The organism is Williamsia sp. 1135, assembly GCF_002095395.1.
Classification (GTDB): domain Bacteria; phylum Actinomycetota; class Actinomycetes; order Mycobacteriales; family Mycobacteriaceae; genus Williamsia.
In genome coordinates this window covers 26,715-40,761 of sequence record NZ_MJEI01000107.1, presented here as the reverse complement: position 1 = coordinate 40,761, position 14,047 = coordinate 26,715, and the positions used below count along the sequence as shown (strand labels likewise).

The following is a 14,047-nucleotide window of genomic DNA, read 5'->3' as shown; positions in this document are numbered from 1 at the left end:
CAGGTCGGCACCGCCAAAACGACCCATCATCGGGGTCAGGCGGTCAGCTCGTCCGGATCGATGGACGTGTGTGCCGTCTCCTGCGCGGCCTGCCCCTCGGCGACGTCCTCCGGGGTGAACCGCATGAACAGGACCACGATTCCGGCGGCGACCGCGATCAGCGCACAGCAGATGAAGGCGAGGCCGTAGCCGCTCGCCAAAGCGTCCAATTCGAGGTCGTTCATCTGGTCCACGGGACCGGTGACCCCACCCTCGGACAGGGTCCTGCTGGTCACCATCGCGCCGACCGCCACCAAGGCGATGGCGCCACCGAGGTTCTGCGCAACCTGCGCCAGCGCCGTCAGCGGGCCGATCTCGGTGGGGCCGACGCCGGCGACCACGGAGAGCGTCAGAGGAATCACCGCCAGCCCCACACCGGCGCCGATCACGATCACGGGGAACAGGATGTGCGGAAAGTAGGCAGGAGCGTCTCGCGCAATGCTCGCCGCGTAGGCACAGCCGGCAACGACGATCAAGCCGCCCGCGAGCACCAGCCAGCGCGGCTGGTACCGCAATGCGAGTTTGGAGGCGATCGCAGCCGCGGTACCCAGGCCGAAAGCAAACGGGACAACGGCCAGACCGCTCTGGATCGGCGAGTACTTCAAGATGCCCTGCAGATACAGGGAGATGAAGACCGCCATACACATGATAATCGCGCCGGCGAGCAGGATGGCCACCAGCGCGGCGACCCGGCTCCCGTTCTTGAACAGGGAGAACGGCAAAATCGGGTTGTCAGCGTTCCGCTCGACCATCACGAAGGCGGCGAGCGAAAGCAATCCGACGACGAGCGGGACCACCACGACGGGCCGCAGCCAGCCGCCGGGCCCCTCGTTGACCGCCAACACGACGAGGGTGCAGCCGAGAGTCGCCAGGACGGCACCACGGACGTCCAGGGGTAGTCGTTCACCCTGCGATTCCTTCAGGAACAACACGGCGCCGACGACGACGATGACGCCGATCGGCACGTTGATGAGGAACACCAGGCGCCACGAGAGTTCGGTGAGCACACCACCGGCGATGAGCCCGGCGACAGAGCCGATACCCGTCATCGCGGCATAGACGGCGAAGGCCTGATTGCGGGGCTTACCCGGGGCAAACGTGGTGGCGACCAGCGCCATCGCCGTGGGTGCGGCGACCGCTGCCGCAGCACCCTGCAGGGCTCTGCCCACGATCAGACTGATGGGATCCCAGGCCAGGCCGCAGATCAACGATGTCAGGGTGAACGCGGCGACACCGGCGACGAACATCCGCTTGCGACCGAAGGTGTCGCCGAGACGCCCGCCGAGCAGCATGAGTCCGCCGAAGGCGAGTACGTACGCGGTGATCACCCATGCACCCGCGCTGTCAGAGAGCCCGAGGGCGTTCTGGATGCGCGGCAGGGCGAGTGCGGCAACGGTGCCGTCGAGGACGACCAGCAGCTGCATCCCGCCCAGGACGACGATCTGAGGTCCCCAGACGCGGGTCTGGCCGACCTCAGCAGCCATGTGCGTCGGTGGGGTCATGGGCTAGGACGCTACCGCCGTCGGACCGCCATTTCACAATCACGCTTGTCATGGTCGCGGTCGCACGCCTGCGTTGGTCGCCGGTCGGTCGGCCCGTGACGTCGTCGATGACGCGCGTCCCGGGCCTCATGGCCGCGCGGTCCCGGTGCTCCCTGACTCGGCGTCGAAGCCTGCCACCGGACCGATGACCACGATCGCCGGCGGCCGTACGTTCTGGATGCGGGCGTCGACCGCGGCCTGCGACAGGGTGGACCGGACGAGTCGTTGGCTGCCCAGCGTCGCGTTTTCGATAATCGCCACCGGCAGGTCGCCTGCCCGGCCACCGTCGATCAGCGCCGAGGTGAACACGTCGAGGCGTTCGACGGCCATCATGAGCACGATGGTGCCGCGCATCTGGGCCAGCGCCTGCCAGTTCACCAGGGAATCGGGATGCCCCGGCGGGATGTGTCCGGACACCACGACGACCTCGTGGGTGATGCCGCGATGGGTGACCGGGATGCCGGCCGACGACGGACCCGCGATCGCGCTCGTGATTCCCGGCACCACCGTCACCGGGACCCCCGCCGCCACGCAGGCTTCGAGTTCTTCGAACCCGCGACCGTAGACATACGGGTCGCCGCCCTTGAACCGGACCACGAACTTGCCCGCATTCGCCCGCTCGACGAGGACGTCGTTGATGGCCTCCTGTTTCATCGCGCGGCCGTAGGGCACCTTCGCGGCGTCGATGATCTCGACGTGTGGTCCGAGCTCGGCCAGCAGCGCAGGTGGGGCGAGCCGGTCTGCGACGACGACGTCGGCGGCGGCCAGCAACCTGCGGCCCCGCACGGTGATCAGATCGGGGTCACCGGGACCGCCACCGACCAAGGCGACACCGGGCGGGTGTGGCTCACGCGCCGCCGCCTCCAGGCCCGCGGCCCCCAACTCTCCCCCGCCGAGCGCCTGCCCGATGGCGGTACGGACGGCCGCCGAACGACGGTGATCCCCGGCCGCCAGGACTCCGATCCGGAGCCGATCGTGGGTCAGTGACGCAGGTGTCACGGCCGTCCCGTGCCGCGCATCGTCTGCACGCACGCAGAAGATCCGGCGAGACTCCGCTTCCGCGACCACCGCGGCGTTGACCTCCGCATCGTCGGTGCACGCCAACGCGTACCAGGCGCCCTCGAGATCACCGTCGCGGTATCTACGAGTCTGCAGCGTTATCCCGGGGAAGGACTCCACGGTCGGAGTCGCCTCCGGGGCGATCACGTGGATGTCGGCGCCGCTGTCCGCCAAGGTGCCCAAGCGGCGTTGTACGACCGATCCCGCGCCGATGATGACCACCTTGCGCCCGGTGAGTTCCAGGCCCACCAGGTAGTGGTGATCCCCTTGGGAGTCACGGGACGCCGACTGCGCGTGCTGCGATGGGTTGAACTCCGCCTTCGACATGGGTAGACCGTACCCACGGCGCCGGGCGTCGCGATGGCTCGGCCTGGTGACCGGGCCGGTACCTCGAGGCGGTATGGCGCGATCAGGCCGATCATGGCCCAGGTCAGCGCTGGTGCACCCGGTCGACGGCTCTACGCGCCGCCCGCACAAAGCGGGCAATCCCCTCGGGATGGGCGGCCGGATGCGTGTGGAGGTAGGACGCGTGTACACGGCCGGCGGTCCATCCCTCGGTCTGCGCCAGGCCCTCTCGGCGCCAACCCCACGCCGACGGTGTCGTCCCATCGAGGGCGGTGACTGTCGTCCGGTGGAACTCGTGCCCGCGCATCCGGGTCCCGGCGTCGAAGAGGATCGAATCGGTCAGGGCGACCGCATCGCGGTAGCCGAGAGTGAGTGTCTTGCCGAATGTCCCACGCAGCGGCAGGATCCCGGCCATGGCGTGATCGTCGAGGCTCTGCGCGAGATAGAGCAGTCCGGCACACTCGGCGTGGATCGGGACGCCGGCCCCGGCTGCAGCCCGGAGTTGGGTCAGCAGACGCCGATTCGCGGCCAACGCCGCAGCGTGCTCCTCCGGGAAGCCGCCGCCGATGACCACCGCACCGCAATCGGCGGGCAACAGATCCGACAGCGGGTCGAAGGGCACCACCTCGGCACCCGCCGCTGCGAGCAGCTCGGTGTGTTCGGCGTATCCGAAGGTGAATGCGGCACCGGCAGCGACCGCGACAACGGGTGCCGGACCGCGGTATTCGTCGAGATCTGCGCCGACCTCCACAGCCGGCGACCACACCGGTCCGGTGCGACCTGCACCGATGTCCGCTGCGGCGATGATGGCGGGCAGATCCACAGCGCCACCGATCAACTCGGTCATGGCGTCGATGGCGGAAAGCGCCTCGGGGCCGCGTTCGGCGGCGGGAATGAGTCCGAGGTGCCGCGAGGGGACCGCCATGCTCGCATTTCGGGGTACCGCACCGAACACCTCGAGTCCGGCCCTGGCACATGCCTGCCGCAGGACGAACTCGTGTCTCGGAGAACCCACTCGGTTGAGGATCACCCCTCGGATGTCGATACCGGGGTCGAAGCTGACGAAGCCGTGCAGGATCGCGGCCAGACTCTGACTGTGCCCGGAGGCGTCGACGACGAGGATCACGGGAGCACCCAGCAACGCTGCCACCTGAGCTGTCGAACCAGGAGCCACCGCGGGCATGTGCTCTTCGGTGATGCGGCCGTCGAACAGCCCCATCACTCCCTCGACAACGGCGATGTCGCAGCCGGCGCTGCCCGAGCGGTAGAGCGGACCGATCTGTTCTTCGCCCACGAGCACGGGGTCGAGGTTGCGACCCGGCCTGCCTGCGGCGAGTCCGTGATATCCGGGGTCGATGTAGTCGGGCCCGACCTTGAAGGGTGCAACCCGGTGCCCCGACCGCGCCAGCGCACCGATCAGACCGGTGGTCACGGTGGTCTTGCCGCTGCCTGAGGCGGGTGCCGCGATGACCACTGCTGGCGGCGCGCCGCTCACCATTCGATGCCTCGCTGTCCTTTTCGACCGGCATCCATCGGGTGGCGGGTCTTCACCATCTCGGTCACGAGGTCGGCGGCGTCGACCAGGGCCGCCGGCGCACGACGACCCGTGATGACCACATGCTGTTTTCCCTCACGTGCACGCAGCACCTCGACCACGTCGTCGACGTCTATCCAGCCCCAGTTCAGGGGATAGGTGAACTCGTCGAGCACATAGAACTGATGCGTTTGATCGATGATCCGGCGGCGGATCTCGGCCCAGCCCTGCGCTGCTTGCTCAGCGTGTTCGGTCTCACCGCCCGCATGCCGGATCCACGACCAGCCCTCGCCCATCTTGTGCCACTGCACCGGGCCGCCCTGGCCGGTCTCGGTGTGCAGTTGGCCGAGTGCGGTGAGGGCCGACTCTTCTCCGACCTTCCACTTCGCGCTCTTGACGAATTGGAAGACCCCGATGTCGAGCCCCGCGTTCCATGCCCGCATGGCCATTCCGAACGCGGCCGTCGACTTGCCCTTGCCGTCTCCGGTGTGCACGGCAAGGACCGGTTGGTTGCGCCTTGCCCTGGTGGTCAGACCGTCGTCGGGAATGACCGATGGAACTCCCTGCGGCACAACATTTCCCTTCTGATGGTTGAGCTCCGCTCCGCCTCGTGTCGGCGGATTCGGAACCGATGCCTGCCTGCGTTCAGGCCGCGGACCGGACCACGCCGGCGACTCCCCCGGCGGTCAGATCTGCGATCTGTACACATTCTCCACCGAGTTGTCCGGCGAGCACCCGGGCAAGGCCCAGACGAACCATTCCCTGCTCGCAGTCGATGACGATCGCCGAGGTGCCCTCGCGCCGCAGGCGGTCCGCGGCGGCACCGGCGCGCGTGAGCGCCATCGGTCCTGCGGTCGCTCTGCCGTCGGTCAGCACCACCACGATCGGGCGTCGATTCGGCTCCTTGTGGCGGTTGCGCCGTACGACGTCCCGGGCGGTCAGCAGACCTTCGGCGAGCGGTGTACGACCACCGGTACGAAGACCGGTCAGCCGGCGGACCGCGGCGTCGACCGAACGCGTCGGTGGCACCGTGATCTCGGCGCCCGCTCCCCGCAGCGTCACCACCGCGACACGGTCACGGCGTTGGTAGGAATCCCGGAGCATCGACACCACTGCACCCGACACCGCCTCGAGCCGCTTCCGGGCTGTCATCGACCCGGACAGATCGAGGACGAACACGACCAGGTTGCCCTCTTTGCCGCGCCGCAGTGCCCCGCGGATGTCCTCCGGCAACACCTGCAGCCTGGCGCTTCCCCGCTCGAGGTGATTGTCCGCGGCAGCAAGTACCGTACCGATCAGGTGGATCCCGTTGCCGCCCCCCCGTACTCCGCGCACCGCCTGACCGCGAACGCTCTGCGACGCCGACCGTCGTCCGGGTTCACCGTTGCCGACGCCGCGCGCCTTGAGTGCCTTGACCGCTGCGCCACCTGTGGTCGGCGAAAATCCCGGACCCGGAGACGACACGCCTCCGCCACCGGGACCGTCGGGATCGGGGTCGGGCTCCGGATCCGATTGCTGCGCAGACGATTCCGACGGAGTGGGTCCCGCCGGCGGATCCTGGTCGGCCGCCGAGTCCTCGTCGGACTCCGGAGGCTCGCTCGGGGCGGCCTGTTCATCTGCCTTGTCCATCGCGTCATCGAGTTGCTGTTCGGTGAGACCGGGCTCGTCGAAAGGGTCGCGTCGACGGCGGTGTGGCAACGCCAGTTCCACCGCTCGCCGCACATCGATGTCTTCGACGTGCTCCGCGCCACGCCATGCCGCATGGGCCCGCGCGGTTCTCGCGACCACCAGATCGGCGCGCAGACCGTCGACCTCGAGTTCCATACAGATCGCGGCGATCCTGCGAAGCTGCGCCGGAGGCAACTCGACGGAGTCGAGATCCGCTCGCGCTCGCCCGATGGCTGCGGCGACCGCCGCGTCCTGGTCAGCGTAACCGGCCGCAAACCCGGCCGGGTCGCGCTCGTAGGCCAGCCGTCGTTCGATCACAGCCACCCTGGTGGCAACCTCCCGGGGCGCGCTGACGTCCACCGCCAGCCCGAACCGGTCGAGGAGTTGCGGTCGCAACTCGCCTTCCTCGGGGTTCATGGTGCCGACGAGGACGAATCGGGCTGCCTGCGTGTGGGACACCCCATCTCGTTCGATGACGACCCGCCCGGTGGCGGCGGCGTCGAGCAAGACGTCGACCAGATGATCAGCGAGCAGATTGACCTCGTCGATGTAGAGAACACCGCCATCGGCATTGGCCAGCAGACCCGGCGTGAACGCCTTCTCGCCTTCGGACAGGATCTTCTGGAGGTCGAGCGAGCCGATCACGCGATCCTCGGTGGCACCGATGGGCAATTCCACCACCGACGCCGACGATCCCGGCAGCAGCGGACCGAGCGCGCGGACCACCGTCGTCTTGGCCGTGCCCTTTTCTCCCCGCACCAGGACGCCGCCGATCTCCGGCGCGATGGCGGAGAGGATCAGGGCAAGCTTGAGTTGTTCCTGTCCGACGACCGCACTGAACGGAAAATGCGTGTCAGCGATGTGCGCCACCGCGAATCATGGGAACGTGCGGGACGCCGTCCAGCAGATGTTCTTCGCCGTCGACGGTGAATCCGTGCTTGGCGTACATCTCGACGAGGTACGTCTGCGCGTGGATGCGGCAGATGTCCGATCCGACGTCGGCCAGCGCGGTCTGCAGGAGTCGGGTGGTGTGACCCTGCCCGCGATGCGAGCGTTCGGTGCACAGTCGGCCGATCCGGTACGACTTGCCGCCGTCATGCTCCTCGAGCAGCCGCAGCGTGCTGATGATCTCGCCGTCTTCCTCGAGCCACAGATGGCGCGTGTCCTGGTCGAGATCACGTCCGTCGAGTTCGGCATACGGGCACGACTGCTCGACGACGAACACCTCCACCCGCAGCTGCAAGATCTTGTACAGCGTCGACATGTCGATGTCCTGGGCCCAATAACGGTGCAGGCTTGCAGTAGCGGTCATATGCAAGTGCCTATCACACGGCGGTGGGCGTCGCCAGATGAGAATCTCCCTCATCCGCAACCGGAGTCGGGGTGTCCTGCAGGCCCAGCACGTTCGACGTCCAATCCCACACCTGCGCAAACAGATCGGGATTGTCGTTCAGTTTCGAACCGAGCGACGGGATCATCTCGCCGAGCACAGGCTTCCAGGCTGTGAAGTGCTTCGGGAAACAACGCTCGAGCACGTCGAGCATCGCGGGCACTGCCGTGGAGGCTCCGGGAGAGGCACCCAGCAGGCCGGCAATGCTGCCGTCCTCGGCCGCCACGACAGCGGTACCGAACTCCAGCGCACCGCCGCGGCCCTTCTTGCGGATCACCTGGACACGCTGGCCGGCGACGATCATCTCCCAGTCCTTGCCGTCCGCACGCGGCACGAACTCGGAGAGGGTTTCGACCCGGTCGGCGGGTCCGGCCGCCAACTCGCTGATCAGGTATTTGAGGAGGCCGAACTCCTTGGGCGCGATCGACAGCATCGGCAGGACATTGCCGGGTTTGACCGACGCGATGAGATCGGTGTTCTTGCCTTCTTTGAGGAACTTGGGCGACCAGCCGGCATACGGCCCGAACAGCAGTCCGGGTTTGCCGCCGATCACACGAGTGTCCAAGTGCGGTACCGACATCGGCGGAGCGCCGACTGCGGCCTTGCCGTACACCTTCGCGGCGTGCTCATCGATGAGGGTCGGATCGGTGCAGCGGAAGAAGGCACCGCTGACCGGGAACCCGCCGAACCCCTTGGCTTCCTTGATGCCCGACTTCTGCAGCAACTGCAGAGCCCCGCCGCCGGCACCCACGAAGACGAAACCGGCCTTGACGGTGGACTTTTCCTTCGTACGCAGGTTCTTGACCTTGATCCGCCAGCTGCCGTCCGACTCTTTGGTGATGTTCGTCACGGCGTGACCGAAGTTGACCGTCGCGCCGGAGTGCCCGAGGTACCCGATCAGCTGCTGGGTGAGGGCACCGAAGTCCACGTCGGTGCCACCGTCGAACCAGTTCAGCGCCACCGGATCGGAGAAGTCGCGACCCGCGGACATCAGTGGGAGCCGCTTGGTGAACTCGCCCGGATCGGTGATGTACTCCATCCCCTTGAACAGGGTTTCGCCTGCCAAATTGTCGTAACGCTTGCGCAGGTAGTCGACGTTGGACTCGCCGTGCACGAAGCTGACGTGCGGGATGGGATTGATGAACTCGCTCGGATCGCGGAGCACCCCGGACTCCACGGAGTTCGCCCAGAACTGACGCGACACCTGGAACTGCTCGTTGATCGCGAGCGCTTTGGTGATGTCGACATCCCCGTCGGCGGTCTGTGGGGTGTAGTTCAACTCACACAACGCCGAGTGGCCAGTTCCTGCGTTGTTCCATGGATCGCTGCTTTCGGCAGCAGCGGCATCGAGGCGCTCGAAGACGGTGATCGACCAGTCGGGCTGCAGCCGATGCAGAAGCGCACCCAGGGTGGCACTCATGATTCCGGCGCCTACCAGCACGATGTCGGTTGTGGTGACTCCGCCGTCGCGCGGGGTTGCAGACTCAGACACTCCAGCTCAACTTCCTCTTTCGGCGAACCTTCAGATGACTTTCATTGTTCCTTATCGGCGTCGGAAGACTGTAATGCGGTCGGCCTAACCCCGCACCATCTCCGGCGCCGCGGCCCGCGCGCCTACAGTGTGAAATCGTGGCCTCTTCCCGCTGGCAGCCCGACGTACTCGGCCCAGACTTCTCGGCATTGACGTTCGACCTCGGCAACGACCCAGACGGGGAGGGCCAGATCACTGCGACCCTCGTCCGGCACGAGCAGCAGTCCGCGGCCACCGCCGCCGTTCTCTACGTTCACGGCTTCACCGACTACTTCTTCCAGCGACCGCTCGCGGAGTTCTTCGCGCAACGCGGTTACGCGTTCTATGCGCTGGATCTGCGCAAGTGCGGGCGCTCGCAACGCCCCGGACAGACGCCGCACCACATCACCGACCTGTCCATGTACGACGCAGAACTGGGCCTGGCGGCGGCCGAGATCAACGCCGCCACCGGCAGCCGGCCCCTGCTGATCGCCGCGCATTCGACGGGCGGCCTGATCACCGCACTGTGGCTCGATCGACTCCGTCGTGGGCTCGATCGACTCCACCGTGGGCTCGATCGACTCGACCGTGATCCGACTGCGGGCAACCCCACCGGGCTGGTCCTCAACTCCCCCTGGTTCGACCTGCAGGGCGCACCGATTCTGCGCGGCGCGGGGACCACGGTGGTGAACTCGGTCGCGCGGGTGCGGCCCCTGGCGACCATCCCCCGCAAGATCGCGGGCGCCTACGGCGAGAGTCTGCACAACAGTGTGCACGGCGAATGGGAGTACGACCTGAACTACAAACCGCTACACGGCTATCCGGTGACGTTCGGATTCTTGAGTGCGGTGCGCCGAGGCCACGCGACGCTGCACCGAGGACTCGAGATCGGCGTCCCCTCCCTGGTGCTGCACTCGGACGCGACGACCTTGGCGGGTCCGGCTGCAGACGGCGAGACCCCACACATCGACACCGCCGACGGAGTCCTGGACACCCGCCAGATCGCTCGGTGGACCGGCTGCCTGGGCAATCGGGTCAGTGCGGTCCCCGTGCCCGGCGCCCGCCACGACGTCTTCCTGTCCCGGCAGGGCGCCAGGGACACCGCATACACCGAGCTCGACAATTGGTTGCTGAGCAACGACGATCGGATACGAGGAGCCCTCCATGAGTGAGTCCACATCGGTTGACCTGGCCATCATCGGCTCGGGTACGGGAAACTCGATCCCCGACGAGCGGTTCGCCGATCAGAAGATCGCGATCTTCGAAGAGAGCATCTACGGCGGGACCTGCCTCAACGTCGGTTGCATCCCGACGAAGATGTTCGTCTACGCCGCCGAGGTCGCCGAGACCATTCGCGAAGGCGAGCGACTGGGTGTCACCGGCTCCGTCGACAAGGTCGACTGGCCCGGCATCGTGAACCGGGTCTTCGGCCGAATCGATCCGATCTCCGCGGGCGGCAAACGCTACCGGGTCGAGGATTGCGACAACATCACCGTCTACACCAGTCACGTCGCGTTCGACGGGGTCGACTCCGACGGCCGCTACCGTTTGCGAACCAGCGCAGGCGACCTGGTGCTGGCGTCCCGGGTCGTCATCGCCTCCGGCTCCAGGCCGGTCATCCCGGACATCATCGCGGGCAGTGGGGTGAGATACCACACGAACGACGACGTCATGCGTCTACCGGAGCTGCCGGAGCGACTGGTCATCGTCGGTAGCGGCTACATCGCCGCAGAGTTCGCGCACGTCTTCGGAGCGCTCGGGTCCAAGGTCTCCGTCATCGCCCGCAGCGGCGCACTGCTCCGTGGCCAGGACCCGGACATTTCGGCGCGCTTCACCGAGATCGCCTCAGCCGCATGGGATGTGCATTTCAATTCGGCGATTGCCGCGGTCGAAACCGTCGATGGTGCGATCCGCATCACATTCGCCGACGACACCGTCCTCGAGGCAGACGCGCTCCTCGTCGCAGTGGGTCGGGTACCGAACTCCGACAAGATCGGCCTCGAATCGATCGGCCTCGAGGTGGACGAAGACGGCCGCATCGAGCGGGACTCCTACGGCCGGACCGCAGCCCGCGGAGTATGGACGTTGGGAGACGTCAGCTCGCCGTACCAACTCAAGCACGTGGCCAACCACGAGGGCCGGGTCGTCCAGGCAAATCTGCTGCGGGGCTGGGACGGCACCGATCTGCAGCCGTTCGATCTTCGTTTTGTGCCCGCGGCGGTCTTCACCCACCCGCAGATCGCTTCGGTCGGGATGACCGAGACCGAGGCGCGCGACGCGAACCTCGACATCACCGTCAAGGTGCAGAACTACGGCGACGTCGCCTACGGCTGGGCGATGGAGGACAAGACCGGTCTGTGCAAGCTGATCGCAGAGAAGGGCACGGGCCGACTGCTCGGCGCCCACATCATCGGCCCGCAAGCACCCTCGATCATCCAGCCGGTGATCCAGGCGATGTCGTTCGGGCTCGACGCCGCCACGATGGCCCGCGGTCAGTACTGGATTCACCCAGGTATGCCCGAGGTCTTGGAGAACGCGCTGCTGGGGCTCGAGATCTGAGGGAAGGCCAGCGGATCACCAGACCGCTGACCGCAACGCGATCTCGCTCGCCAGCGCTGCAGGGGCGTTCTGCGGGATCCAGTGATCGACGCCCTCCAGTGCGGCGAATCGGTAGTCGGAGTACACGAATCGACTACTCCCCTCCGCCTGCTCTCTGCCCAGCGCATCATCGCCGTCACCCCACAGCACCGTCGTCGGTGCTTCGATCGGCGGGCAGGCGAGGTTCGCCTTGATGTCGCCGGTGAAGTTGGCGCGATACCAGTTCAGTGCTGCGGTCAGGGCCGGCCGCTCGGTGAGCGGCAGCACACTGTCGTCGGGAACCAACTCTCGCAAGATCTTCGCGTCGTCGGCCAAGAGCGTGTCCTCGGCGCCGGGCTTCACGAAGTCGAGGATGTAGGACGATCGCCCACGCTGATCACTGCCCGCCAGCGATGCTGCGATGGATGAGGGATGTCCGACGCTGACGGCGACCAACCCGGTGACACGGTGCGGATAGTGCCCTGCCAGATGCCAGGCGACGAGCGAACCGAAGTCGTGCCCCACGACCATCGTGTATCCGATACCGAGCGCATCCAGGATGCCGACAGCATCGGACGCGAGGTGTCGGAGCTGATACGCGTCGACCTCGTCGGGCCGGGCAGCTGGTGAGTATCCGCGCTGATCCGGGACGATCGTACGCAGTCCGGAGTCGTGCAGTCTTCCGACCACAGAATCGAAACAGGCTCCGGTATTGGGGAATCCGTGCAGCAACAGCACGGTCGGTCCGGTGTCCGGCCCCCCGATCCGGACGTCGAACTCGAGGTCACCGACGGTGATGGTGCGATGTTCGATGCTCACCCGGCCAGCCTACGTGTCGACCCGTGGGCGGCGGGTCAACTCAGCGAGGTGGTGATCACTGGCAGGCCGAGGGGCACCCCTGAGCTGATGAGGTCTGTGACGAACTCCATGTCGAGTTCGGTCTCGACCAGGTCGGCGATGAGGTCGAGCTGGGACATCCGGGCCTGCTCGAAGGAGACGTTCCCGACCTCGAAGCCGCCCCGCCCCGCCCACCTGGCGACGTCACGCAGGTAGTCGCGACGAAATCCGTCGTTCGCCAGCAGCCCGTGCCAGTGGGTCCCGGTGACCGCGCCCGCGACACTTCCCTCGGGACCGAGCTCGTCATCGTGCAGCAGTGGTGTGTCATCACCTCCGATCACGCGACCGTGATGGATCTCATACCCCTGCACCGCATTTCCCGATGCGACCCCCACCGCTTGCCGGAGGACCTTGCGAGCGGCGAACTGCACTGTCACCGTGAGGATTCCCAGCCCGGACACCGTTCCCGCGCGCGCTTCGACGTCGTCGACGATGCTGGTACCGAGCATCTGGTAACCGCCGCAAATGCCCAGGATCGGCTGGTTGCGCCGGGCCCGTTCGGTGAGCACCTCGTCGATGCCGCGGCTACGCAGCCAGGCAAGATCGGAGATGGTCGCCTTGCTTCCCGGCACGACGACGAGATCGGCACCTGCGACACTCGCCGGGTCGTCCACCCACCGCACGTCCACACCCGGCTCGCATGCCAGGGCCTCGACGTCGGTCGAGTTCGAGATCCTCGGCAACCGAATGGCGACGACGGACAAACGGGCCGAACCGACCGCGGGCGCGGCCCGTCCCACCGGCATGCCCACCACGCTGGCCAGAGAGTCCTCCGCGTCGAGCCACAACCCGTCGGCATACGGCACGACGCCGATCGTGGGGCGGCCCGTCAGGTCGAATAGTTGCTGTAATCCGGGTTCGAGGATCGATCGATCGCCGCGGAACTTGTTGATCACGAAGCCGGCGATGCGGGCTTGGTCCGCCGGACCCAGACAAGCCAGGGTTCCGAGCAGGTGCGCGAGGACGCCACCCCGATCGATGTCCCCGACCACGATCACCGGCAGGTCGCCGAGCTCGGCCAAACCCATATTCGCGATATCGCTGCGCCGCAGGTTGATCTCTGCGGGAGAACCGGCGCCCTCGCAGATCACCACATCAAAATCTGCACGCAGAGAAGCCAATTCGTCAGATACGACACCAGCGAGGGACGCCCTGCGCGCATGATAATCGGCCGCACCGACCGTGCCGTCGACCTGTCCGCGCACGACGACTTGCGATCGGCGGTCACTGCCGGGCTTGAGGAGCACCGGGTTGAACCGTACCGAAGGCGCCAGCCCGCATGCGGTGGCCTGCATCGCCTGCGCGCGACCTATCTCGCCCCCGTCCAGGGTGACGACGGAGTTGTTGGACATGTTCTGCGCCTTGAACGGGGCCACCGAGACCCCGGCCCGATGCAGCGCTCGACACAGCCCCGCGACGATCAGACTTTTCCCCGCGTCAGAACTCGTGCCCGCCACGAGCAACGCACCCCGGGGCTGGGGAGCCAA

Annotated in this window: 11 protein-coding genes; 2 read left to right on the top strand and 9 right to left on the bottom strand. The window is 66.9% G+C overall.

Going from position 1 to position 14,047, the window contains the following annotated elements:
• Positions 1-35: 35 nt before the first annotated feature.
• The 7 genes from BFL43_RS26360 to mqo all read right to left on the bottom strand — a co-directional run bounded on the left by BFL43_RS26360 (position 36) and on the right by mqo (position 9,068).
• Complete coding sequence (locus tag BFL43_RS26360) at positions 36-1,541, bottom strand: MFS transporter (protein WP_240498506.1); 1,506 nt, start codon at positions 1,539-1,541, stop codon at positions 36-38.
• 126 nt (positions 1,542-1,667) lie between these two features.
• Positions 1,668-2,966: a uroporphyrinogen-III C-methyltransferase gene (gene cobA, locus BFL43_RS26355; protein ID WP_084896258.1), complete on the bottom strand. Its 1,299-nt coding sequence runs from the start codon at positions 2,964-2,966 to the stop codon at positions 1,668-1,670.
• Positions 2,967-3,069: 103 nt separating this feature from the next.
• On the bottom strand, positions 3,070-4,482 hold the full coding sequence (locus BFL43_RS26350; RefSeq protein ID WP_084896256.1) for a cobyrinate a,c-diamide synthase: 1,413 nt from the start codon (positions 4,480-4,482) through the stop codon (positions 3,070-3,072).
• Positions 4,476-5,090, bottom strand: coding sequence for a cob(I)yrinic acid a,c-diamide adenosyltransferase (gene cobO, locus BFL43_RS26345; protein WP_084896254.1), 615 nt, complete (start codon positions 5,088-5,090; stop codon positions 4,476-4,478). The genes BFL43_RS26350 and cobO overlap by 7 nt, the downstream gene beginning before the upstream one ends.
• A gap of 73 nt (positions 5,091-5,163) precedes the next feature.
• The gene (locus BFL43_RS26340; protein ID WP_084896253.1) at positions 5,164-7,056 is read right to left on the bottom strand and encodes a VWA domain-containing protein; all 1,893 of its coding nucleotides are present in this window, start codon (positions 7,054-7,056) and stop codon (positions 5,164-5,166) included.
• Positions 7,040-7,498, bottom strand: coding sequence for a GNAT family N-acetyltransferase (locus BFL43_RS26335; protein WP_084896252.1), 459 nt, complete (start codon positions 7,496-7,498; stop codon positions 7,040-7,042). The genes BFL43_RS26340 and BFL43_RS26335 overlap by 17 nt, the downstream gene beginning before the upstream one ends.
• Before the next feature lie 13 nt (positions 7,499-7,511).
• Positions 7,512-9,068: a malate dehydrogenase (quinone) gene (gene mqo, locus BFL43_RS26330; protein ID WP_276206123.1), complete on the bottom strand. Its 1,557-nt coding sequence runs from the start codon at positions 9,066-9,068 to the stop codon at positions 7,512-7,514.
• Positions 9,069-9,205: 137 nt separating this feature from the next.
• Here mqo and BFL43_RS26325 point away from each other — a divergent pair, with 137 nt between their 5' ends.
• Entirely contained in the window at positions 9,206-10,258 is a 1,053-nt protein-coding gene (locus BFL43_RS26325) for an alpha/beta hydrolase (RefSeq protein ID WP_084896251.1), read from the top strand.
• On the top strand, positions 10,251-11,645 hold the full coding sequence (locus BFL43_RS26320) for a mycothione reductase (protein ID WP_084896250.1): 1,395 nt from the start codon (positions 10,251-10,253) through the stop codon (positions 11,643-11,645). Before BFL43_RS26325 ends, BFL43_RS26320 begins: the two co-directional genes overlap by 8 nt.
• A 15-nt stretch (positions 11,646-11,660) precedes the next feature.
• On the opposite strand, the gene BFL43_RS26315 is transcribed toward BFL43_RS26320, so the two are convergent.
• Positions 11,661-12,482, bottom strand: a complete 822-nt coding sequence (locus BFL43_RS26315) for an alpha/beta hydrolase (RefSeq protein WP_240498505.1) — start codon at positions 12,480-12,482, stop codon at positions 11,661-11,663.
• A 35-nt stretch (positions 12,483-12,517) separates the two neighbouring features.
• Entirely contained in the window at positions 12,518-14,047 is a 1,530-nt protein-coding gene (locus tag BFL43_RS26310) for a cobyric acid synthase (protein ID WP_084896248.1), read from the bottom strand.